We start from the raw sequence: 20,621 nt of genomic DNA on the forward strand, positions 1-20,621 counted from the left end.
TCAGGAACAGCACCGTGAATCGAATGCTTTTTCCTCGACCTTGAAGGAGCAACTCCCATGGATGCGGCGCTGATAGCCGTGCTCGGCACCCTGCTCGGCTCCGTCGTCACCCACTATTTCTCGGGGCGTGCGGCGGACCGCACCGCCGGACTCGCCCGCGCCGAACAGCTCCGCCAGGAGCGGATCTCCAGCTACACGTCCTTCGCCGGGGTGCTCTACGACTACCGGCGCAGCCAGAACGACCGGTGGTTCCGGGCCGACGAGGCGCCGGGTTCCCCGCAGGCGGAGGAAGCCCGCTTCGCCTCGTACGAGTCACGCATCAGCGCCCGGCAGGCGCTTGTACGGCTGCAGTTGGTTTGCGACGAGCCGCTGCTCCGTCAACTGGCCGAGAAATCCTTCGACTTGGCGAACGCGCTGCACGAAGCGGCGGACGAGGCGGACCGCGACCGGCGTTCGCTGGAGTGCAAGGAGACGCTGACCCGGTTCGTCGAGACGGCCGCCCCGAGCGTGCGCTGAGCATGGCGTGTCCCGTCGGCGTCAGGGGCGATCAGCCCTCCGGGTGGGCAACACTCCTGCATGACAGCCAGGCCACTGCTTCTCCTCGACGTCGACGGGCCCCTCAATCCGTACGCCGCCCGCCTCCCCCGCCTGCGTGGTTACGCCGCGCACCGCTTCCACCCCGTGAACTGGCTCTCCCGCCAGACGCCCGGCTCCCGCCGCCACCGGCGCGGGCTGCGGGTCGTGCTCAACCCGTCGCACGGGCCACGTCTGACCGGCCTGCCCTTCGAACTGGCCTGGGCCACGACGTGGATGCACCAGGCCAACGACATGATCGGCCCGGCGATCGGGCTGCCGACGCTGCCCGTGATCGAGTGGCCCGAACTGTTCGCCCACGACCCGGACGGCCTCTACTGGAAGACACGCCCGCTCCTCGACTGGGCGAAGGGGCGGCCCTTCGCCTGGGTCGACGACATGATCACGGACCTGGACACCCGGCACGTGGCCACCCACCACGACGCCCCGGCACTCCTGCTCCGCATCCACCCGCGCCACGGCCTACGGGAGAGGGACTTCGCGACGCTGACGCGGTGGGCGGAGGCGTTGTGAACGGGATGCGGAGTTTGTAGCTGAACTCACCATCCCAGCAAGGCGGTCAGGGCCCCGACCGGGTCCGTGTCGGGGGTGCCTCTGGGCCACCAGTCCTCGCGGCCCCGGTCCGATTCGTAGCCGTACCAGAGTCCGTCGCGTCCCAGGCGGAGCTGGAGGTTGTCGGTCGAGAGTCTGTTGCGGTGGGGGCGGAAGTGGGGGAAGTCGGCGGCGATGAGGGCCGGGCGGGCGCGGTCGAAGGGTCCGGCCGGCGGGTCCCACGCCTCGTCGAGCACGTCCAGGCCCGCGAGCCCGCCCTGGCGCCAGGCGGCGACGGCACGGGCCAGGTCCGTGGCCGTGCGTCCGGTGCCCCGGGCGAGGGACTTGTACAGCGCGCGCGTGGACGCGGCCAGGCCCGATCCGGGGTGCGCGGCGGCGAGGCGGACGGCGTCCTGCCACGGGGTGAGTCCGGCGATCGGGTCGACGCCCCGCGTGAGGAACGTGTGCGCGCGGGCGGCGGCCTCGGTGGCGAGCAGGTCGAGGGCGAGCGGATCGGGGGCGCCGGAGGCGTGCGGGTAGACGGGCGGGCGGCCGGGGTGCGCGGGGGCGGGGAATGGTGGGGGCAGTGGCGGCAGGGTGCGCGGAGCGAGCGCTTCGCGGGCGGTGACCGTGGGCAGGGCGGGGGCGGTGGCGGGGCGTTCGGCGGCCTCGTTCGCCGCGTTCCGCCGGGTCAGCTCGGCAAGCAGCTCCTGCTCGCCCCGGCCACGCAGCAGGAACAGGACGAACGGGTCCTCGTCGAGCAGCCGGGCCGTCTGATAGCAGAGCGCCGCCGCGTGCTTGCAGGGGTGCCCGTCGTCCGGGCATGAGCAGTCGGGGATGAGGTCACCGACGGCCGGGAGAAGGTCGGCGACAGCGGCGAGCGCGTGCGGCACGTCCTTGTCGAGGAGAGCGGACATGTGATCGGGCCGGGCGGCGGCCGTCTCCAGGACACGCTCCCAGTCATCGTCATGGAGCGTGCGCAGCCGGATCTCCGCACGGTACGGCCGGGGGCGTGAACCATGGACGTACGCGATGACGCGTCCGGGCGTGACGGTGATGGCGTCCACATGTCCCCGGTCGGCGTAGGCCCGCCCCCGAGTGAGGCGCGCCGGATCGAGCGCGGTATCGACAAGGGCATCCACCCACGCATTCCCCCACCAGGTCAACGCGAACGCGTCACCGGTACGGGAGCGAGGCGGCAACGGCGGAAAGGTACGCCGGTGATCATCGTGCCGGGCGCGGGCTTGAGCGTGCGCGCCGGCACGGCCGGGGGTGTGGGGGGTCATGCCGCCCTCCTCGGGGGGACGAGGTGGGCGGGCTTACGGAAGGTGAGCGCGACGGCAGTGCGGGCGCGCCGCAACGTCGGGCCCACCCGGCGGTCGTCGTGGCCAGCCCGGAGGTGCGCGGGCGAGCCGACGCGGCCGTGCGTGCGGGGCGTCATGCCGCCCTCCTCAAGGCGTCGAGGTCGGCGGATTCACGGTCCGTCAGCCCGGTGACCGCATCCGTGCTGACGCCGGGCCGCAGCGGCCGGAACGTACGACGACGCTCTTCGCGGCAAGCGCCGGCCCGCACGTGCGAGCCGGCACAGTCGAGAGTGTCGGGTGTCATGCCGTCCTCCTCAGGGAGACGAGGTCGGCCAGCTCACGGCCTGTCAGCTCGGGCAGCGCCAAAGCCTCGCCCACGCGGGCGCGTGGCGGCGCGAACATCCCGCGATGGTCGTCGTGCCGTCGGGCGCGGGCCCGCACATGCGCGCCGGTGCGGGCCGGCCTGTGCGGCGTCATGCCGTCCTCCTCAGGGAGACCAGGTCCGCCAGTTCGCGGTCCGTCAGTTCCGTCAGGGCCGCCTCGCCGGAGCCGAGAACCGCGTCCGCCAATGCCTTCTTCGCGGTGAGCATCTCCGCGATGCGGTCTTCGACCGTGCCCTCGGTGATGAGGCGGTGGACCTGGACGGGCTGGGTCTGGCCGATGCGGTAGGCGCGGTCGGTGGCCTGGTCCTCGACCGCTGGGTTCCACCAGCGGTCGAAGTGGACTACGTGGCCCGCGCGGGTGAGGTTGAGTCCCGTGCCGGCGGCCTTCAGGGAGAGCAGGAAGACGGGGACCTCGCCGGACTGGAAGCGGTCGACCATGCGTTCGCGCTCGGCGACGGGTGTGCCGCCGTGCAGGAGCTGGGAGGGGACCGCCCGCGCGGCGAGGTGGTCTTCGAGGAGGCGGGCCATCGACACGTACTGCGTGAAGACGAGGACGGAGCCGTCCTCCGCGAGGATCGTGTCGAGGAGTTCGTCGAGCAGGGCGAGCTTGCCGGAGCGGCCGGTGAGGCGGGCGCGTGGGCCGCCGGGTTCCTTGAGGAATTGCGCCGGGTGGTTGCAGATCTGCTTGAGGGACGTGAGGAGCTTCATGATGAGGCCGCGGCGTGCCATGCCCTCGGCGGCCTCGATGGACGCCATCGCCTCGCGGACGACCGCCTCGTAGAGCGACGCCTGTTCGCGGGTGAGGGGAACCGGGTGGTCGGACTCGGTCTTGGGTGGCAGCTCGGGGACGATGCCGGGGTCGGACTTCTTGCGGCGGAGCAGGAACGGCCGGACGAGGCGGGCGAGCCGCTCGACGGCGTCCGCGTCCTCGCCGCTCTCCACGGCGCGCGCGTGCCGGGAGCGGAACGCCTTGAGGGGGCCGAGCAGCCCGGGGGTCGTCCAGTCGAGCAGGGCCCACAGCTCGGAGAGGTTGTTCTCGACGGGCGTGCCGGTGAGGGCGACGCGGGCCGGCGACGGAATGGTGCGCAGGGCCTTCGCCGTGGCGGAGAACGGGTTCTTGACGTGCTGCGCCTCGTCGGCGACGACCATGCCCCAGGTGCGCCCGGCGAGTTCGGCGGCGCGGGTGCGCAGCGTGCCGTACGTGGTGAGGACGAATCCTCCGTCGAGCCCGCCGAGTGTGCGGTCGGCGCCGTGGAAGCGGCGTACGGGGACGCCGGGCGCGAAGCGGGTGATCTCGCGCTGCCAGTTCCCCAGGAGGGACGCCGGGCAGACGACGAGGGTGGGCGCCGTCTTGTTCCTGCGCAGGTGGAGGGCGATGAGGGTGACCGTCTTGCCGAGGCCCATGTCGTCGGCGAGGCAGCCGCCGAGGCCGAGCGAGGTCATGAGGTCGAGCCAGGCGAGGCCGCGCAGCTGGTAGTCGCGGAGCGTGGCGTCGAGCCCGGCGGGCTGTTCGGCCACCCCTGGCCCCTGGACGAGACGGTCGCGCAGGTGGGCGAGGACGCCGGTGGGGACGGCCTCGACGCGCTCGCCGTCGATGTCGGCCTCGCCGGTGAGGGCCACGGCGAGGGCGTCCACGGGCTGGAGCAGCCCCAGTTCGCGCTTGCGGGCCTTGCGGACGAGGTCCGGGTCGACGACGACCCACTGGTCCCGGAGCCGGACGACGGGCCGGTGCGACTCGGCGAGCTCGTCCATCTCGCGCTCGGTGAGCGGGTCTCCGTCGAGCGCCAACTGCCAGTTGAACTTGAGGAGTTCCTCGCCGTCGAAGAACGGCGTCCCGTCGGTGGCGGAGCCCGGCGCGGCGCGCACGACGGCGGTGGCGGTGAGGGCGCGGGCCAGGTCCCTGGGCCAGTGGACCTCGACGCCCGCGTCGGCGAGGCGGGCCGCGCCCGGGCCGAGCAGATCGAGCAGTTCGCTCTCGGTGAGCGCGAGGACGTCCGGCACGTCGCGCTCCAGGACGCGCCCGAGGGGTGGCCAGACGCGGGCGGCGCGGCGCAGGCCGAGCACGGCGTCGATCCGGGCGCGCGGGCCGAAGTGCGTACCGCCGTCGCCGGCCCAGAGCTGCGCCGCGTCGACGACCTGGGTGGGGTCGGCGAGGCTGTGCACCTGGACGAGGGCGGCCCCGGCCCGGCGGCGCTCCTCCGCATCCGCGCCCTCCTCGTCCTCGCCGGTCTCGGAGGCGTCGTCGGTGTCGAAGAGCGTGAAGTTGGACAGGTCGAGCCGCAGGGAGACCCGGACACCGGCGTCCATCCCGGCGGCCGCCTCCGCCGCCCAGGCACGCGCGCGGGGCAGGTGCTGCGGCGCGAAGGAGGCGAAGGGCGCCCCGGCCGCGAACGGCGCGGCGGGGCTGCGCGGCAGGGAGTCGGCGACCGCGTCGAGGAACGCGCGCACCAGGGCCTCGGGCTCGGGCAGCCTGAGCGGCTTGACGCCCTCGACGGGCACGGCATGGGCCTCGTACGGCATGGCGGCGGCGATGGCGCGCAGCTGTGCGACGTCGTCCGCGTCGAGCGGGCCCGCACGCCACGCGTCGTGGTCGGACGTGGTGAGGCCGGGCAGGAGGCGGCCGCGGCCCACGAGGTGCAGGGCGTGCAGCGCGGCGGCGCCCCAGCAGGCCGCCGCCGGGTGGGCGCCCGGTGTCTGCCGGGCCCTGACCAGCAGGGGCAGCGCGTCGGCGACGGGCAGCCGGACGGCGGGGACCGTCCGCATACGCGCGCTCGCGCCGTGCGCCCGCACGATGGTGAGGGGTGCCGCACCAGGCGGCTCCGTGCCGTCCGGATACCAGAAGGCGACCGTGCTCTCGCGCGGCAGCGGCGCGGGAAGGAACACGGCCGCCGCGGCGACGGTGATGCCGGTGGGGTCGGTCCGATCCGCCATGGCCGGGCTCCTTTCCCTGGTCGGTGCGGTGTGGTCGCCCTCGTCCTGCGACGTCTACGACCTTACGGGCGGGGTCTGACAATCCCGTCCGGGCGGCCTCTCGCACCCCGCGTGTACGGTCGGACACGGGTCCGGCACGAGACGGGCCGGCCCGCCACACACCGAGAGAACAGGAAGGCCGTCGCATGGGTGACCTGCTGCTGGTCCGGCACGGCGAGACCGAGTGGGCCCTGTCCGGGCGGCACACGAGCTGGACCGACATCCCGCTCACGGACAACGGCCGTGAGCAGGCACGCAGGCTCGCCCCGCTCGTCGGCAGCTATCACATCGGTGCCGTCTTCTCGAGCCCGATGGTCCGCGCGCACGAGACCGCGAAGCTCGCCGGGCTCGACGGCATACGGGTCGACCCCGACCTGTGCGAATGGGACTACGGCGCCTACGAGGGCGTCACGACGCTGGAGATCCAGCGCAAGCGGCCCGGCTGGTTCCTCTTCGACGACGGGGTCGCGCCGGGGCCCGCCGAGCATCCCGGCGAGAGCCCGGACGAGGTCGGGGCCCGCGCCGACCGGATGCTCGCGAAGGTGGACGCCGCGCTCGCGGAGAACGAGGGCAGCGTCGTCCTCGTCGCGCACAGCCACTTCCTGCGGGTCCTCACGGCGCGCAGGCTCGGGCTTCCGGCGTCGGGCGGCGCGCACTTCCTGCTCGCGACGGGAACGGTCAGCAGGCTGAGTACGGAACATGGGCGTCCGGTCGTCGCGGGGTGGAACCTGCGGCCCTGACCCGCAGACCGGGCACCCGCGAATCCGCCCGTTGTCAGACCCGTGCTGCACCATCGGTTCGTACGGAGCATGTACCGACCGAGGGACGGATTCAGGGGGTGGCGCCATGACCCGGCCGCTGTCCGCCGCGCAGCGGCGCATCGTCGAGGAGGCCGACCCGGTCACCGGGCGGCTGAAGGGCGGCGAGGCGCAGCTCGCGCGGCTCGTCGTGATGGAGCTCGCGTTCCGTCATCCGCGCCCGCCCCACGACCACTTCCTGACCCCGGCCGGCCACCGGATACGTGAGGCGGGAGCCGAAGTCCCCGAGCCTCCGGCGCCGGCCACGCCCACCGATGGCCCGTTCGCGGCGCGGGTCGGCGGGGAAGCGCCGGTTCAGGACCCCAGAGCACGGGCGCGCGAGGTGCGCAGCGCGTGGCAGGGGCTCCTGGAGATGCGCCGGATGACCAATCAGGGCCGCACCGCCGAGCGCCCCTGCGCATGGGAGCGCGCGCATCTCGTTCAGGCGGCGGCCCTCGCCCTGGAGGCGGCGGGCTGCCGGCCGGCGGAGGGTGCCGACGGGGACGGTTATCGCGTGACCGGCACACCGCAGCCGGAGGCCGTCGCCGTACGCGGCCGGGGGCCGGACGGCATCGCGGGCTGCGCCACGGCGCTGGAACAGGCGGGGTGGCAGGTCAGCGAGCACGCCGAACCCCGCACCGGGGGCCGGTACTTGCTGGCGTCCCCTCGAAGAACGTGACCGAACCAAAAGACAGGTCGACCCCGCGTCACGAGACCTCCCGCACGGGCACCGCCACCTGGTTGAACCCGTAGTACACCGCCAGCAACCCATGCGCGGCGAGCGTCAGCGGGGCCGAGACGAAGGCGAGGCCCACCGTCGCCGGGTACGCCAGCGTGCCGAGGGCGAAGCGGGCCCGCGTGTGGCGGGCGGCCGCGGTGTCCACGGCGTCGTCGAAGAGGTGGCCCGTACGCGTGAGGTGCCACCACAAAGCCTGGAAGCTCAGCGCCATCGCGACCATGACGAGGCTGTAGACGGCCGCTGCCACATGGGACGGGCCCGCCTCGCGCAGGTACGCGGCGAGCACTGACGTCGGCCACGGCACGGCGGCGACCACGAGCAGCAGCGCGAGGTTGAGGAACATCAGGGTCCGGTCCACCCGGACGACGTAGCTGAAGACCTGATGGTGGTTGACCCACATGATCCCGATGACGAGGAAGCTGACGACGTAGGCCGCGTACGAGGGCCATTGCTGGCCGAGCGCGCGCCACAGGTCGCCGTGTTCCCCGACCTCGGGCACCTTGATCTCCAGGATCAGCAGGGTGATCGCGATGGCGAACACGCCGTCGCTGAACGCCTCCACCCGCCCCGACTCGCTCTGCTTCGACCCGCTCATCCCGCCGCTCCCCGTCCGCCCGGCTCCTGCGTGGCGCCGAGAACCCTAGGCCCACGACGAGCCCACGCTCAGCATTTCCCGGGCACGAAGCGACACCCGCCCGCCGGCCGGCCACACCGGCCCGCCATACCCGCCACACCCGCCTCCGCTTGACGGGTATACGTCACCCACAAACTCTGGTAGGAAACCTTCCTAACAGTTCGCGCACAACGAACTCCCCCATGGAGGTCCCGTGCACACCCCCCACATACGCACGCCCCGGACACGAACCCACCGCGCGCACACCCCCCACCCCTCCCGCCGCACCCTGCTCACCCTCATAGGCGCCACCGTCGTCGCGGCCCCGCTCCTCACGACCCAGTTCGCAACGGCAACGCCCGTCTCCCCCACCGGACTCGACGACCCGGCGAAGAAGGAGATCGCCATGCAGCTCGTGTCGAGCGCGGAGAACTCCTCGCTCGAATGGAAGAAGCAGTACCGCTACATCGAGGACATCGGCGACGGCCGCGGCTACACCGCCGGGATCATCGGTTTCTGCTCCGGTACGGGCGACATGCTCGACCTCGTCGAGCTGTACACGCGGCACGATCCCGGCAACGTCCTCGCGAAGTACCTGCCCGCGCTGCGCGAGGTCGACGGCTCCGACTCGCACGACGGCCTGGACCCCACGTACCGGCGCGACTGGGAGCGGGCGGCCGGGGACCCGGCGTTCCAGCGGGCCCAGAACGACGAGCGTGACCGCGTGTACTTCGATCCCGCGGTCGCCCAGGGCAAGGCGGACGGCATCGGCACGCTCGGGCAGTTCGCGTACTACGACGCGATCGTGATGCACGGTGACGGCGGTGACCCGACGAGCTTCCGCGGCATCCGTAAGCGGGCCCTGGCCGCAGCGAAGCCGCCGGCGCGGGGCGGGGACGAGGTGGCGTATCTGAACGCTTTCCTCGACGCCCGGGTGTGGGCGATGAAGCAGGAGGAGGCCCACAGCGACACGAGCCGCGTGGACACGGCGCAGCGGGTGTTCCTGAGGAAGGGCAATCTGAACCTGGACCCGCCGCTGGACTGGAAGGTCTACGGGGACAGCTACCACATCGGCTGACACGAGCGAAGAGCTGAGACAAGCCGAGAGCTGACACGAGCCGAGAGCTGACACGAGCGGAGAAACGCCGAGGCCGGTCCCGCCGCACTGCGCTGCGGCTCATGCGGGACCGGCCTTCGGGGTCGAACGGGTCATGCGGGTCGCCCGGCGTGAAGCGGCCTCCGTAGGACGGACGGCCGCCGCTTCACACGCGCGTGGTCAGTGGTGCACCGCCGCGGAGGTTCCGGTGCGGGTGGAGGCGATGTCGTCCCCCGGCTCCATCGGTGCCGTCACTTCGTCGTCGCACCGGCCGCGGCCGATGTGGTTGAACAGGTAGTTCAGGATCACGGCCGCGACACAGCCGGTCGAGATGCCCGAGTCCAGGATGATCTTCGCGGTCGCCGGGAACGAGTGGTAGAACTCCGGCGCGGCGATCGGGATGAGGCCGATGGCCAGGGACACGGCCACGATCAGGACGTTGTTGTCCTTCTCCAGGTTGGCCTTGACCAGGGTCTGGATGCCGCTCGCCGCGACCGAGCCGAAGAGCACGACACCGGCGCCGCCGAGGACGGGCCGCGGCACGACCGCGATCAGCGAGGCCGCCATCGGGCACAGGCCCATCAGGACGAGGAAGCCACCGCCGGTGGCGACGACGTACCGGCTGCGGATCTTCGTCATCGCGACGAGGCCGATGTTCTGGGCGAAGGCGCTGCACATGAAGCCGTTGAAGAAGGGGCTGAGCGCCGAGCCGAGCGTGTCGGCGCGCAGACCGGCGGCGATGGTCTTCTCGTCGGCGGGACGCCCGACGATCTCACCGAGCGCCAGCATGTCGGCCGTGGACTCGGTCATCGAGACGACCATGACGACGCACAGCGAGACGATCGCCGCGGCGGCGAACTGCGGGGCGCCGAAGTGGAACGGCGTGGGGAAGCCGATGACGGCCGCGTCACCGATCGGGCTGAAGTCCGTGACACCGAACGGGATCGCGATGAGGGTGCCGATGATCAGGCCGAGGAGTACGGCGATCTGCTTGACGAAGCCGGTGGTGAAGCGGCGCAGCAGGAGGACCACGACGAGGGTGATGCCCGCGAGGGCGAGGTAGGTCGTCGAACCGTAGTCCTTCGCCGCCGGGTTCGGCCCCTGGGCCCAGCCGAAGGCGACCGGCATCAGCGAGACGCCGATGAGAGTGATTACCGTGCCGGTCACGACGGGCGGGAAGAAGCGCACCAGCTTGCTGAAGAAGGGGGCTGCTATGAACCCGAGTACGCCGGCGACTATCACCGCCCCGAAGATGATGGGCAGCGCGTCCTTCTTGTCGTGGGTCGAGTTGACGACCGCGATCATGGGGGCGACGCCGGCGAAGGTGACGCCGTTGACGAACGGCAGCCGGGCGCCGATCTTCCAGATGCCGAGCGTCTGGAGGAAGGTGGCGAGGCCGGCGGTGAAGAGGCAGGCGCCGGTCAGGAACGTGAGTTCCTTGGGCGACAGGCCCACGGCCGCGCCCACGATGAGCGGCGGCGCGACGACGCCGGCGTACATGGCGGCGACGTGCTGGAGGCCGGTCGTCGCCATCTTCAGCGGCGGCAGCTTCTCGTCGACAGGGTGCTTGCCTGCCGTGTTCTCGGTCTGCCCCTTCGATTCCTCGTCGGGGGTGGTGCCTTGCTTGGTGAACCTGGGCTTGGTGGCCACTGCGGCTCCTCCGGTTGTTTTCCAGTGCCTGGGAGGCACTCGCTTCAGGGAGGTGGTGCGTCTTGCAAGGACTTGCCGGTATTCGGTTGTGGGTACTGCGCCCAGGTAGTGCTGACCGCCCCGAAAACGTGAAGCTTTGGGCCACGATCCGGGGCGGCACTTGAGCAGCCCGCTCGGCTGCTCAAGTCCGGTCGGGGGCCGTCCCCCCCGACCGGAGTTCGTTGGGCTGTCAGCCCTCGGCGGCGATCCGCGCGAGGCGCTGCGCCTCCTGACGCGCATCGCGTGCGATGGCGTCCTCGTCCACGTGCAGCAGGCGTCCGTCCTCGACGACCGGCTTTCCGTTGACGAGAGAGAGGGTGACCGGTGCGGCCGCGCCGAAGACGATGGCCGTGACCGGGTCGGCGATCGAGGAGTGCCCGATGCCGTCGATCTTCCAGAGGACAAGGTCGGCGAGCTTGCCGGGTTCCAGGGAGCCGATCTCGGCGGCGCGCCCCAGGACCCTGGCCCCGCCGGCGGTGCCGAGCCTGAGCGCCTGGCGGGCGTTCAGGGCGGCCTCGCGGTGGGCGCCGAGCCGGTTGATGAGCAGCGCGTTGCGCAGCTCGGTGTGCAGTTCGCCGGACTCGTTGGACGCGGTGCCGTCCACACCGAGGCCGACGGGTACGCCGGCCTTCAGCATGTCCGGGACGCGGGCGATGCCGGCGGCGAGACGTGCGTTGGACGAGGGGCAGTGCGCGACGCCCGTGCCCGTACGGGCGAACGCGGCGATGTCGGAGTCGTTCATGTGGACGCAGTGCGCCATCCACACGTCCTCACCGAGCCAGCCCGTCGATTCGAAGTAGTCGGTCGGGCCCATGCCGAAGAGTTCGTGGCAGAACTTCTCCTCCTCGACCGTCTCGCTGCCGTGGGTGTGCAGCCGTACCCCGAGGCGGCGCGCCAACTCGGCGCCCTGCCGCATGAGTTCGGTGGAGACGGAGAAGGGGGAGCAGGGCGCGACCGCGACCTGGGTCATGGCCCCGAAGGAGGCGTCGTGGTGCCTGCGGACGGTCTCCTCGGTGGCGGCGAGCGCGCCGTCGAGGGTCTCGACCGCGAAGTCCGGCGGCAGGCCGCCGTCCTTCTCGCTGCGGTCCATGGAGCCACGGGCCAGCGTGAAGCGGACGCCCATGTCGGACGCGGCCCCGATGATGGCGCCGGACAGGTCGCCGGAGCCCTTCGGGTACACGTAGTGGTGGTCCATGGCGGTGGTGACACCGCCGCGGGCCATCATCGCGAGGGAGCCCTGCGCGGCGACGCGAGCCATCTGCTCGTCGATGCGCGCCCAGGTCGGGTAGAGGGCGACCAGCCAGTTGAACAGGTTGTGATCGGTGGCGAGGCCGCGGGTGATCCACTGGTAGAAGTGGTGGTGCGTGTTGATCAGGCCGGGGGTGGCCAGGTGGCCGGTGCCGTCGACACGTCGTACGACGTTCTCCAGGCCTTGGGGGGCCTGGCCGGCGCCGACCGATTCGATCGTGTTGCCTGCGACGACGACGTACCCCGAGGCGTACTCGGTGTCCTGGGAGTCGACGGTCGCGACGGCGCAGTTCTCGATGACGATGCGGGTCACAGGGGTTGCCGAAGGTGCCATGGTGCTTCCTTCATGTGCTTGGCGAGGTTTTCCCCCGCTCCCGGCCGGCGCCGGGGCGGCCGTCGGCCGGGAGCGGGAGGAGGGCACGGCATGACCCTAGGAGGATTTGAGTGCCGCGGTGGCTGTGGCGCTGCCGCGGGTGCCGAGATGGTGGAAGAAAAGGTTCAGCGATACGGCCACTAGGGCGCCTGCGCTGATGCCGGAGCCGAGCACGGTCTGTGCCCAGGCCGGGAAGTCGGCGTAGAAGGTGGGTGCGGCGAGCGGGATGATGCCCGCGCCGAGCGAGACAGCGACCAGGATGATGTTCGAGCTGTCTTCGAGTCCCGCCTCCGAGAGGGTGCGGATTCCGCTGACGGCGATGGAGCCGAAGAGGACGATTCCCGCGCCGCCGAGGACCGGCATCGGCACGATGGAGACGACCGCTCCGAGCACCGGGAAGGCGCCGAGGATCAGCAGGGCTCCGCCGGCGACGGCGACGACGTACCGGCTGCGCACCTTGGTGAGCGAGACGACGCCGACGTTCTGGGCGAAGGCCGAGGTGGGGAAGCCGCCGAAGACGGGGCCGATCAGGGTGGCGAGTCCGTCGGTGCGCAGGCCGCGGGTGATGGTGCGGCCGGTGCACTCGCGCTCGCAGATCTCGCCGATGGCAAGCATTCCGGCGCTGGACTCCGTCATAAGGACGAGCATGACCAGGCACAGCGAGATGATCGCGGCGGGCTGGAACACGGGGGTGCCGAAGGCGAAGGGTGTCGGCAGGGCGGCGACGGGCGCCGACTTGAGGGCGCCGAAGTCGGCCATCCCGAAGGGGATCGCGACCAGGGTTCCGATCAACAGGCCGAAAAGCAGGGCGACTTGCTTCACGAAACCGCGGCCGAATCGCTGGATCAGCAGGATGACGACGAGCGTGAAGCCGGCGAGCGCGAGGTTCTTCATGTCGCCGAAGTCGGCGGCGGTTCGGTCACCGCCCTGGGCCCAGGCGACCGGGACCGGCATCAGGGTCACCCCGATGAGGGTGATGACGACGCCGGTGACGAGCGGCGGGAAGAAGCGCAGGAGTCTGCCGAAGAACGGGCCGATCGCGAGGCAGAAGACGCCCGCGACCATCACCGCCCCGTAGATTGCCGGGAGTTGGTCGCCCTTGGCGTTGGTCTCGGCGATGGCGAGCATCGGCGCGATGCCTGCCGAGGAGGCGGCGTTGACGAAGGGCAGTCGGTTTCCGACGAAGCCCTTGACGCCGAGGGTCTGCAGGAGGGTCGCCACACCTGCGATCAGCAGGCTGGCCGCGATGAGCCGGGTCTGGCCCGCGGTGTCGAGGTGGACGGCCTGGCCGATGATGAGCGGGGGCGTGACCACGCCCGCGTACATGGCGGCGATGTGCTGGAGTGCGGCGGGGACGAGCCGCGACGGGTGGAGCTTTTCGTCCACCGGGTGGACCTCTGGTCCGGCCGGTGGGGTGGAACACGGGCCTACTGCCTGCCCTTTTGCTGGCGTTGCCATTGCTGTTCCCTCCGGTGGCGCACCCCCCGCCCGTCTGCGGGCGGGAGGGGGGTGCGCGCACCCCGCGTCAGAGGTTGGTCATGTCGACCGGGATGTGCGCTTCGCAGCCGTCGCGCAGGATGGTGGCCTCGATCAGGCCGTAGGGGCGGTCGGCCGCCCAGTACACGGCGCCGTCCTTGGCCTCGTTGTCCAGGCCGAAGGTGGACAGATCCTGCCGGAAGTGGTGCTTGTTGGGCGCGGAGAAGCGGATCTCGTCGATCTCGCTGCGGTTGTTGATGACCCGCGAACCCATCTGGTACAGCGTCTGCTGGAGGGAGAGCGAGTAGGTCTCCACGAACGCCTGCAGGATGTGCTTCTTGGACTGCTCGTAGGACTTCTCCCACTGCGGCATCCGCTGCTCGTCGGAGGTCCAGTTGTGCCGCCACCACGTCGAAAGGGACGTGGCGAGGATGCGGTCGTAGTCCTCCTGGAGCGTCGTGTACTTGTCCTTGATGAAGCCCCAGAACTCGGAGTTCGTGGTGTTCATGACCGTCAGGTCCTTGAGGCCGGACAGGACCTCGAACTTCTCGCCGTCGTACGTGATCTGGGCGAGGCGCGTCTCCTGGCCCTTGCGGACGAAGGAGTGCTTGACCTCGTCGGCGCCGATGAACTTGGAGTTGCCGTCGGAGCCGGCGATGCGCTCCCAGGAGTACTCCTCGATGCGGATGCGGGCGCGGTGGATCGACGGCTGAGTGTCCACGAAGTGCCGGGCGAGGTGGATGCCGTACTGCTCGGCCGACTCGATGCCGTATTCCTTGGCGAACGCGAAGCAGGTGTTCTTCGTGGTGTCCGTCGGGAGGCAGTTGGCGTTCGAGCCGTTGTAGTGGACGTCCTCCAGGTCGCCGGAGAGGGCGACGGAGACGTTCAGGTCCTTGATGTGGTGGGTGTCGCCGTCCCGCGTGATCTTGACGACGCGGTTCTCTGCTTTGCCGTACTGGTTCTGGCCGAGAATCGTGGGCATGTCTGCTAGCTCCCTCGGTATACGGAGTAGCCGAACGGGTTGAGCAGCAGCGGTACGTGGTAGTGCTCGCCCGGGGTGACGGCGAACGTGATCGCCACCTCCGGGAAGAACGCACCGCTGTCCCTTACGCGGGGGGCGTCCTGCTGCGCCTCGGCTTGCTTCTTCTTGTCGAAATACGTCTCGGTCTCGAAGTCGAGACGTACGTGGGTGGTGCCTTCCGGCAGGGCCGGCAGGTCCTTGCAGCGTCCGTCCGCGTCGGTCGCGGAGCCGCCGAGCGTCACCCACTCGCCGCCCTGGCCGGAGCGGGCCGAGAGCGAGATGGCGACGCCTTCGGCGGGGCGTCCGATGCTGGTGTCGAGAATGTGCGTGGACACCGACGCGGTGGTCGCGGTGCTCATGAGTGCTGTTCCTCTTCTACGTCTGCTTCGGCGAGGCTCGTGAGGCGGATACGGTTGATCTTCCCCAGTTCGGTGCGCACGATCTCGCGCTCCGCCTGGGCGTCGTTGCCGATCCGGGCCTTCAGCGCGTCGCGCATCTGCTCCCCGGTCGCCCCGGTGGCGCAGATCAGGAAGACATGTCCGAACCGCTCCTGGTAGGCCAGGTTGAGTTCGAGCATCTCGGCCTTGAGCTCCTCGGAGGCGCCGGCCATGCCCCGCTGCTCGCGGGACGAGGTCGGGTCACCCGGCTTGGGGCGGCCGATCGGGGGGTGCCCCGCCATCGCCTCGGCGAGGTCCTCGGCGTCGAGCTCGGCCATGGCGGCGTCGCTCGCGGCGAAGAGTTCTTCCGTGGTGGTGAAGGGGCGCTGGGCGAGGAGCTTGCTCCCCCACGCCGAGCTGGCACACACCTCGTGGAGCGCGGCGCCGGCCGCGGTCTCCGGAAGGGTGTTGAACCGGGAAAGTCCCGGCATCGGACGTGAAGTCACGGGAAGCCTCCGTGGCCTTGTGCTGGACGGGCTGCGGATAGCTAACGCCTTGAAAAACATCACGTCAACACTTTGTTGAAAACTCGGAGTAACAAAAACCGCCGTCCGGATACCGGACGGCGGTCGGTTGTACACGTTGGTGTGCTACGGAGCCCCTTACTCACTCTTGGCGGCGTTTTCCCTGTTCAAGTAGTTGTAGACGGTGAACCGGGAGACGCCGAGCGCGCCGGCGACCGTCTCGACCCCGTGGCGTACAGAGAAGGCACCGCGGGCCTCCAGAGCCCGCACGACCTCCTGTTTGGCCTTACGGTCGAGAGCGGACAGGGGCATACCCTGCCCGCGCTCCATGGCCGCCAGGATGTGGTCCAGGGAGTCGGCCAGCTGGGGCAGCCGCACGGCGACGACCTCGCGGCCCTCCCAGTTCAGGACGACGTCGTCCCGGCCCGCCTCCTGCGGCGTCAGCATCTGGCCCCCCATGGCGTCGACCAGCGGCTTCACCGCTATGACGAAGGGGACGTCCTCCATGTCGCCCATGTCAGCCACTTATTCGCCCTCGCCCATCACATTGACCTGGAGCGAGACGCGGGTGGCGCCCGCTTCCAGGGCCTGGCGCAGCATCGCGTCCACCGCGCCGAGCACGACGGCGGCCTCCCCTTCCGCGGTGTTGCCGAACGGGCCGACGTCCACCGCGTCCAGTTCGGCCTTCTGGATGACGTCCCTGGCGACGACCGCATGGCGCGGCGCCTCGTCCAGGTCGAAGGGCTCGGTCGTGAACTCCACTCTCAATCGCACGTGGTCAACCTATGCCGCTATGTGTTTTTCCGGCAGCCCCTCTTGACAAGTATCAGCCTCCTTCGGCAGTCTTCCATCAAGCAGAAACGAACTTCCGCTATACGGAACAACGACGACACGGAAGGGAGCGCCGACCCCCATGGGATTCGCAGACCAGCGCTTCAACGTCAACCTGTCGATCCTCTTCACGGAACTCCCGCTCCTGGAGCGCCCCGCGGCCGCCGCCGCGGCGGGCTTCACCGCGGTCGAGCTGTGGTGGCCCTGGGTCGACGCCCCCACCCCTGAGCAGTCCGAGCTCGACGCCCTGAAGAAGGCGATCGAGGACGCGGGCGTCCAGCTCACCGGGCTCAACTTCTACGCCGGACAGCTGCCGGGCCCCGACCGCGGCGCCCTGTCCATCCCCGGCGAGGAGAGCGACAAGTTCCGCGCGAACATCGACATCGCGGCCGACTTCGCCCAGTCCCTCGGCTGCAAGGCGCTGAACGCGCTGTACGGCAACCGCGTCGAGGGCGTGGACCCGGCGGTCCAGGACGAGCTCGCCCTGGAGAACCTGACGCTGGCGGCCCGCGCGGCCGACCGCGTCGGCGCGATCCTCCTGATCGAGGCGCTGAACAAGCCCGAGTCGCCGCTGTGCCCGATCGTGAGCGCCCCCAAGGCGATCGAGATCGTGGACAAGGTGAACGCCGCCACCGGCCTCGGCAACGCCAAGTTCCTCATGGACCTGTACCACCTGTCCATGAACGGCGAGGACCTGGCCGCGGTGATCGAGCAGTACACCGCGAAGACCGGCCACGTGCAGATCGCGGACAACCCGGGCCGTGGCGCGCCGGGCACCGGCTCGCTGCCGCTGGAGGAGCTGCTCGACCAGCTCAAGAAGGCCGGCTACGAGGGCTACGTGGGCCTCGAGTACAAGGCCGGCGACAAGCCGAGCGCCGAGGCGTTCGAGTGGCTGCCCGCAGGCGCCCGCGCCGCGCGCTGACCCTCTCCCCAGTCAGCGCCAACACACTTACGTACGACCGCAGTTAAGAGAGGCACCCTCATGAGCAACCTCCCCAAGATCGCGTGGATCGGCCTCGGCATCATGGGCTCCCCCATGTCCGAGAACCTGATCAAGGCTGGTTACTCGGTGACCGGCTTCACCCTGGAGCAGGACAAGCTGGACCGCCTGGCCGCCGCCGGCGGTACCTCGGCCGGCTCGATCGCCGAGGCCGTCAAGGACGCCGACGTCATCGTCACGATGGTGCCCGCCTCCCCGCAGGTCGAGGCCATCAACTACGGCCCCGAGGGCATCCTCGAGAACGCCAAGTCCGGCGCCCTGATCGTCGACATGTCCTCGATCACCCCGCAGACCTCGGTCGACCTGGCGAAGAACGCCAAGGAGAAGGGCATCCGCGTCATCGACGCGCCCGTCTCCGGCGGCGAGGCCGGCGCCATCGAGGCCGTCCTGTCGATCATGGTGGGTGGCGAGCAGGCCGACTTCGACGAGGCCAAGCCGCTTCTCGAGGCCCTCGGCAAGACCATCGTCCTGTGTGGCCCGCACGGCTCCGGCCAGACGGTCAAGGCCGCCAACCAGCTCATCGTCGCCGTGAACATCCAGGCGTGCGCCGAGGCCGTGGTCTTCCTGGAGAAGTCCGGCGTGGACCTCAACGCCGCCCTGGACGTCCTCAACGGCGGTCTGGCCGGCTCGACCGTCCTGACCCGCAAGAAGGACAACTTCCTGAACCGGGACTTCAAGCCCGGCTTCCGTATCGACCTGCACCACAAGGACATGGGCATCGTGACCGACGCCGCCCGCAATGTCGGTGCCGCGCTGCCCGTCGGCGCCGTGGTGGCCCAGCTGGTCGCCTCGCTGCGTGCCCAGGGTGACGGTGGCCTCGACCACTCCGCCCTCCTGCGCGCCGTCGAGCGCCTCTCGGGTCAGCAGGTCTGACCCTCCCCCGGTCTTCCGGGTCGTGGCGGCGCTGACACCTGTCCTGTCGCGCCCAGGCGTCGCCACGGCCCGGAACCTTTTGCCCATGACTTCAACAAACTGTTGATTTAACTTCAACAAACTGTTGACGCAGCTGTTCAGAGCCTTTTACGCTCCGGTAACCGTCAACAGTTGCAAGCAGTTCCGTACGGGAAGGTCACCTCGCCACCATGTCGAAGCGTGTGCTCACGACCGAGTCCGGCGCCCCTGTCGCCGACAACCAGAATTCCGCCACCGCCGGCGTCGGTGGTCCGATCCTGCTCCAGGACCAGCACCTTCTGGAGAAGCTCGCCCGCTTCAACCGTGAGCGCATCCCGGAGCGTGTCGTGCACGCCCGCGGCTCCGGCGCGTACGGCTACTTCGAGGTGACCGACGACGTCACCGGCTTCACCCACGCGGACTTCCTCAGCGAGGTCGGCAAGCGCACCGAGACGTTCCTGCGCTTCTCCACCGTCGCGGACAACCTCGGTGGCGCGGACGCGGTCCGCGACCCGCGCGGCTTCGCGCTGAAGTTCTACACCGAAGAGGGCAACTACGACCTCGTCGGCAACAACACCCCGGTGTTCTTCATCAAGGACCCGATCAAGTTCCCCGACTTCATCCACTCGCAGAAGCGCGACCCCTTCACGGGCAAGCAGGAGCCGGACAACGTCTGGGACTTCTGGGCGCACGCCCCCGAGGCCACGCACCAGATCACCTGGCTGATGGGTGACCGCGGCATCCCCGCCTCGTACCGTCACATGAACGGCTACGGCTCGCACACCTACCAGTGGACGAACGCCAAGGGCGAGGCCTTCTTCGTCAAGTACCACTTCAAGACTAACCAGGGCATCCGCTCGCTCTCCTCCGAGCAGGCCGCCGAGATCGCGGGCAAGGACCCGAACTCGCACCAGACCGACCTGCTCCAGGCCATCGAGCGCGGCGTCAACCCGTCCTGGACGCTGTACGTCCAGGTCATGCCGGCCGCCGAGGCCGCGGACTACCAGTTCAACCCGTTCGACCTCACCAAGGTGTGGCCGCACAAGGACTACCCGCTGCAGCGCGTGGGCCGCCTGGTCCTCGACCGCAACCCGGACAACGTCTTCGCCGAGGTCGAGCAGGCCGCGTTCTCGCCGAACAACTTCGTGCCCGGCATCGGCCCGTCGCCCGACAAGATGCTCCAGGGCCGCCTGTTCGCCTACGCGGACGCGCACCGCTACCGCCTGGGCGTCAACCACACCCAGCTGGCCGTCAACGCCCCCAAGGCGTCGAAGGCCGACAACTACGGCCGCGACGGTCTGATGGCGTCCAACGCCTACGGCCGCGACCGCAAGAACTACGAGCCCAACTCGTACGACGGTCCCGCCGAGACCGGCCGCGCCCTGTCGGCCCCCCTCGCGGTCGCCGGCTACACCGGCACCCACGAGGCGCCGGCCCACACCAAGGACGACGACTTCTACCAGGCCGGTGAGCTGTACCGCCTGATGTCGGACGACGAGAAGTCCCGTCTGATCGCCAACATCGCCGGCGGCCTCTCTCAGGTCTCGCGCGACGACGTGATCGAGAAGAACCTGGCTCACTTCCACGCCGCGGACGCCGAGTACGGCAAGCGCGTCGAGGAAGCGGTCCGCGCCCTGTGCGAGGACTAAGTCCCAGACTGCGTACGGGAACTGACGGGAGGTCGGTTCCCGTACGCGATGCCCGCACCGCTGTGCAGACCCGGATGAGGGGTGGTCACACGGCGAGGCGGGCGGTCCGCCCCAGGGCGGACAGGCACGGTCCGCGGCGGCTCTGTGAGCCAGTGCGGTGGTCAAGATCCTGGCGGCTCCCTTTTCGACCTGAGGGAAGGGACGCCGCGGGGTTCATCGCAGGCCGCCGCGGTACCGGCCACATCACGGACTCCGCCCGGTAGCACGCATGCATGTTCCGCCAGTCGCGTGCCGTCGGGCGGCCACAACTCCCCTTCGGGGGACGGGGAGAAAAACCTTTCGGGGAACACTTCCTCGGGGGAAACAAGAACGCCGAGTACGGTTTACGGTCCCGTACTCGGCGTTCTTGCGTTGTCCGCGTCCGCGGACTTCTGGCATCGGCCTGGTGGGCGCTCTCGCGTTGTGCGGGGGCGCTCTCGCGTTGTCCGGGGGACCCGGTCAGGCGTCTGCCCGAG

At 70.2% G+C, this 20,621-nt stretch carries 22 protein-coding genes; 8 read left to right on the plus strand and 14 right to left on the minus strand.

Annotation, left to right across the window (positions count from 1 at the left end; genetic code table 11):
* The first annotated feature begins 57 nt into the window (after positions 1-57).
* Together ABZ893_RS04430 and ABZ893_RS04435 are read left to right on the plus strand one after the other, a co-directional pair.
* Positions 58-516 carry a hypothetical protein gene (locus ABZ893_RS04430; protein WP_361396588.1) on the plus strand — a complete coding sequence of 153 codons (459 nt, stop codon included), beginning with the start codon at positions 58-60 and terminating at the stop codon, positions 514-516.
* Positions 517-576: 60 nt separating this feature from the next.
* Positions 577-1,107 (plus strand): hypothetical protein, encoded by a 531-nt coding sequence (locus ABZ893_RS04435; protein WP_361396591.1) that lies wholly within the window; start codon positions 577-579, stop codon positions 1,105-1,107.
* A gap of 26 nt (positions 1,108-1,133) precedes the next feature.
* Here ABZ893_RS04435 and ABZ893_RS04440 read toward each other — a convergent pair whose 3' ends face one another.
* Genes ABZ893_RS04440 through ABZ893_RS04460 form a run of 5 tightly spaced genes read right to left on the minus strand, consistent with a single transcriptional unit; the run spans position 1,134 to position 5,743 of the window.
* Positions 1,134-2,411: an SWIM zinc finger family protein gene (locus tag ABZ893_RS04440; RefSeq protein WP_361396594.1), complete on the minus strand. Its 1,278-nt coding sequence runs from the start codon at positions 2,409-2,411 to the stop codon at positions 1,134-1,136.
* The gene (locus tag ABZ893_RS04445; RefSeq protein WP_361396597.1) at positions 2,408-2,566 is read right to left on the minus strand and encodes a hypothetical protein; all 159 of its coding nucleotides are present in this window, start codon (positions 2,564-2,566) and stop codon (positions 2,408-2,410) included. Before ABZ893_RS04445 ends, ABZ893_RS04440 begins: the two co-directional genes overlap by 4 nt.
* Positions 2,563-2,733 carry a hypothetical protein gene (locus ABZ893_RS04450; protein WP_361396600.1) on the minus strand — a complete coding sequence of 57 codons (171 nt, stop codon included), beginning with the start codon at positions 2,731-2,733 and terminating at the stop codon, positions 2,563-2,565. The genes ABZ893_RS04445 and ABZ893_RS04450 overlap by 4 nt, the downstream gene beginning before the upstream one ends.
* On the minus strand, positions 2,730-2,906 hold the full coding sequence (locus ABZ893_RS04455) for a hypothetical protein (protein WP_361396603.1): 177 nt from the start codon (positions 2,904-2,906) through the stop codon (positions 2,730-2,732). Before ABZ893_RS04455 ends, ABZ893_RS04450 begins: the two co-directional genes overlap by 4 nt.
* Positions 2,903-5,743 carry a DEAD/DEAH box helicase gene (locus tag ABZ893_RS04460; RefSeq protein ID WP_361396605.1) on the minus strand — a complete coding sequence of 947 codons (2,841 nt, stop codon included), beginning with the start codon at positions 5,741-5,743 and terminating at the stop codon, positions 2,903-2,905. Before ABZ893_RS04460 ends, ABZ893_RS04455 begins: the two co-directional genes overlap by 4 nt.
* 185 nt (positions 5,744-5,928) lie before the next feature.
* On the opposite strand from ABZ893_RS04460, the gene ABZ893_RS04465 reads away from it, so the two are divergent.
* On the plus strand, positions 5,929-6,522 hold the full coding sequence (locus tag ABZ893_RS04465; protein WP_361396608.1) for a histidine phosphatase family protein: 594 nt from the start codon (positions 5,929-5,931) through the stop codon (positions 6,520-6,522).
* Positions 6,523-6,628: 106 nt separating this feature from the next.
* The gene (locus tag ABZ893_RS04470) at positions 6,629-7,258 is read left to right on the plus strand and encodes a hypothetical protein (protein ID WP_361396610.1); all 630 of its coding nucleotides are present in this window, start codon (positions 6,629-6,631) and stop codon (positions 7,256-7,258) included.
* Between the two features lie 28 nt (positions 7,259-7,286).
* On the opposite strand, the gene ABZ893_RS04475 is transcribed toward ABZ893_RS04470, so the two are convergent.
* Positions 7,287-7,913 carry a TMEM175 family protein gene (locus ABZ893_RS04475; protein WP_361396613.1) on the minus strand — a complete coding sequence of 209 codons (627 nt, stop codon included), beginning with the start codon at positions 7,911-7,913 and terminating at the stop codon, positions 7,287-7,289.
* Between the two features lie 232 nt (positions 7,914-8,145).
* Here ABZ893_RS04475 and ABZ893_RS04480 point away from each other — a divergent pair, with 232 nt between their 5' ends.
* On the plus strand, positions 8,146-9,009 hold the full coding sequence (locus ABZ893_RS04480; protein WP_361396616.1) for a chitosanase: 864 nt from the start codon (positions 8,146-8,148) through the stop codon (positions 9,007-9,009).
* A 198-nt stretch (positions 9,010-9,207) separates the two neighbouring features.
* Here the strand turns inward: ABZ893_RS04480 and ABZ893_RS04485 are convergent, their stop codons facing one another.
* From ABZ893_RS04485 to ABZ893_RS04520, 8 genes are all read right to left on the minus strand, one after another.
* Positions 9,208-10,560, minus strand: a complete 1,353-nt coding sequence (locus ABZ893_RS04485) for a nucleobase:cation symporter-2 family protein (RefSeq protein ID WP_361397685.1) — start codon at positions 10,558-10,560, stop codon at positions 9,208-9,210.
* Between the two features lie 346 nt (positions 10,561-10,906).
* The gene (locus tag ABZ893_RS04490) at positions 10,907-12,298 is read right to left on the minus strand and encodes an 8-oxoguanine deaminase (protein WP_361396618.1); all 1,392 of its coding nucleotides are present in this window, start codon (positions 12,296-12,298) and stop codon (positions 10,907-10,909) included.
* A 96-nt stretch (positions 12,299-12,394) separates the two neighbouring features.
* Entirely contained in the window at positions 12,395-13,795 is a 1,401-nt protein-coding gene (locus ABZ893_RS04495; protein ID WP_361396620.1) for a nucleobase:cation symporter-2 family protein, read from the minus strand.
* A 67-nt stretch (positions 13,796-13,862) separates the two neighbouring features.
* Complete coding sequence (gene pucL, locus ABZ893_RS04500) at positions 13,863-14,795, minus strand: factor-independent urate hydroxylase (protein WP_361396623.1); 933 nt, start codon at positions 14,793-14,795, stop codon at positions 13,863-13,865.
* A gap of 5 nt (positions 14,796-14,800) precedes the next feature.
* Positions 14,801-15,193 (minus strand): hydroxyisourate hydrolase, encoded by a 393-nt coding sequence (gene uraH / locus ABZ893_RS04505; protein WP_361396625.1) that lies wholly within the window; start codon positions 15,191-15,193, stop codon positions 14,801-14,803.
* Complete coding sequence (uraD, locus tag ABZ893_RS04510) at positions 15,190-15,717, minus strand: 2-oxo-4-hydroxy-4-carboxy-5-ureidoimidazoline decarboxylase (RefSeq protein WP_361396627.1); 528 nt, start codon at positions 15,715-15,717, stop codon at positions 15,190-15,192. Before uraD ends, uraH begins: the two co-directional genes overlap by 4 nt.
* Before the next feature lie 156 nt (positions 15,718-15,873).
* Positions 15,874-16,251, minus strand: a complete 378-nt coding sequence (locus tag ABZ893_RS04515) for a helix-turn-helix domain-containing protein (RefSeq protein WP_361397687.1) — start codon at positions 16,249-16,251, stop codon at positions 15,874-15,876.
* A 9-nt stretch (positions 16,252-16,260) separates the two neighbouring features.
* Positions 16,261-16,509 (minus strand): hypothetical protein, encoded by a 249-nt coding sequence (locus tag ABZ893_RS04520; RefSeq protein WP_361396630.1) that lies wholly within the window; start codon positions 16,507-16,509, stop codon positions 16,261-16,263.
* Between the two features lie 139 nt (positions 16,510-16,648).
* Here ABZ893_RS04520 and ABZ893_RS04525 point away from each other — a divergent pair, with 139 nt between their 5' ends.
* The 3 genes from ABZ893_RS04525 to ABZ893_RS04535 all read left to right on the plus strand — a co-directional run bounded on the left by ABZ893_RS04525 (position 16,649) and on the right by ABZ893_RS04535 (position 20,106).
* The gene (locus ABZ893_RS04525; RefSeq protein ID WP_361396632.1) at positions 16,649-17,488 is read left to right on the plus strand and encodes a TIM barrel protein; all 840 of its coding nucleotides are present in this window, start codon (positions 16,649-16,651) and stop codon (positions 17,486-17,488) included.
* Between the two features lie 60 nt (positions 17,489-17,548).
* Complete coding sequence (locus ABZ893_RS04530) at positions 17,549-18,439, plus strand: 2-hydroxy-3-oxopropionate reductase (RefSeq protein WP_361396636.1); 891 nt, start codon at positions 17,549-17,551, stop codon at positions 18,437-18,439.
* A 209-nt stretch (positions 18,440-18,648) separates the two neighbouring features.
* The gene (locus ABZ893_RS04535; RefSeq protein WP_361396639.1) at positions 18,649-20,106 is read left to right on the plus strand and encodes a catalase; all 1,458 of its coding nucleotides are present in this window, start codon (positions 18,649-18,651) and stop codon (positions 20,104-20,106) included.
* Positions 20,107-20,621: the final 515 nt, after the last annotated feature.

The organism is Streptomyces sp. NPDC046821 (assembly GCF_040645335.1).
Taxonomy (GTDB): domain Bacteria; phylum Actinomycetota; class Actinomycetes; order Streptomycetales; family Streptomycetaceae; genus Streptomyces.

Excerpts from the sequence above, each read along its gene's own strand:
- ABZ893_RS04430 (WP_361396588.1), top strand. The coding sequence starts at position 58 with ATGGATGCGGCGCTGATAGCCGTGCTCGGCACCCTGCTCGGCTCCGTC.
- ABZ893_RS04435 (WP_361396591.1), top strand. The coding sequence starts at position 577 with ATGACAGCCAGGCCACTGCTTCTCCTCGACGTCGACGGGCCCCTCAAT.
- ABZ893_RS04440 (WP_361396594.1), bottom strand. The coding sequence starts at position 2,411 with ATGACCCCCCACACCCCCGGCCGTGCCGGCGCGCACGCTCAAGCCCGC.
- ABZ893_RS04445 (WP_361396597.1), bottom strand. The coding sequence starts at position 2,566 with ATGACGCCCCGCACGCACGGCCGCGTCGGCTCGCCCGCGCACCTCCGG.
- ABZ893_RS04450 (WP_361396600.1), bottom strand. The coding sequence starts at position 2,733 with ATGACACCCGACACTCTCGACTGTGCCGGCTCGCACGTGCGGGCCGGC.
- ABZ893_RS04455 (WP_361396603.1), bottom strand. The coding sequence starts at position 2,906 with ATGACGCCGCACAGGCCGGCCCGCACCGGCGCGCATGTGCGGGCCCGC.
- ABZ893_RS04460 (WP_361396605.1), bottom strand. The coding sequence starts at position 5,743 with ATGGCGGATCGGACCGACCCCACCGGCATCACCGTCGCCGCGGCGGCC.
- ABZ893_RS04465 (WP_361396608.1), top strand. The coding sequence starts at position 5,929 with ATGGGTGACCTGCTGCTGGTCCGGCACGGCGAGACCGAGTGGGCCCTG.
- ABZ893_RS04470 (WP_361396610.1), top strand. The coding sequence starts at position 6,629 with ATGACCCGGCCGCTGTCCGCCGCGCAGCGGCGCATCGTCGAGGAGGCC.
- ABZ893_RS04475 (WP_361396613.1), bottom strand. The coding sequence starts at position 7,913 with ATGAGCGGGTCGAAGCAGAGCGAGTCGGGGCGGGTGGAGGCGTTCAGC.
- ABZ893_RS04485 (WP_361397685.1), bottom strand. The coding sequence starts at position 10,560 with ATGGCGACGACCGGCCTCCAGCACGTCGCCGCCATGTACGCCGGCGTC.
- ABZ893_RS04490 (WP_361396618.1), bottom strand. The coding sequence starts at position 12,298 with ATGGCACCTTCGGCAACCCCTGTGACCCGCATCGTCATCGAGAACTGC.
- ABZ893_RS04495 (WP_361396620.1), bottom strand. The coding sequence starts at position 13,795 with ATGGCAACGCCAGCAAAAGGGCAGGCAGTAGGCCCGTGTTCCACCCCA.
- pucL (WP_361396623.1), bottom strand. The coding sequence starts at position 14,795 with ATGCCCACGATTCTCGGCCAGAACCAGTACGGCAAAGCAGAGAACCGC.
- uraH (WP_361396625.1), bottom strand. The coding sequence starts at position 15,193 with ATGAGCACCGCGACCACCGCGTCGGTGTCCACGCACATTCTCGACACC.
- ABZ893_RS04515 (WP_361397687.1), bottom strand. The coding sequence starts at position 16,251 with ATGGGCGACATGGAGGACGTCCCCTTCGTCATAGCGGTGAAGCCGCTG.
- ABZ893_RS04525 (WP_361396632.1), top strand. The coding sequence starts at position 16,649 with ATGGGATTCGCAGACCAGCGCTTCAACGTCAACCTGTCGATCCTCTTC.
- ABZ893_RS04530 (WP_361396636.1), top strand. The coding sequence starts at position 17,549 with ATGAGCAACCTCCCCAAGATCGCGTGGATCGGCCTCGGCATCATGGGC.
- ABZ893_RS04535 (WP_361396639.1), top strand. The coding sequence starts at position 18,649 with ATGTCGAAGCGTGTGCTCACGACCGAGTCCGGCGCCCCTGTCGCCGAC.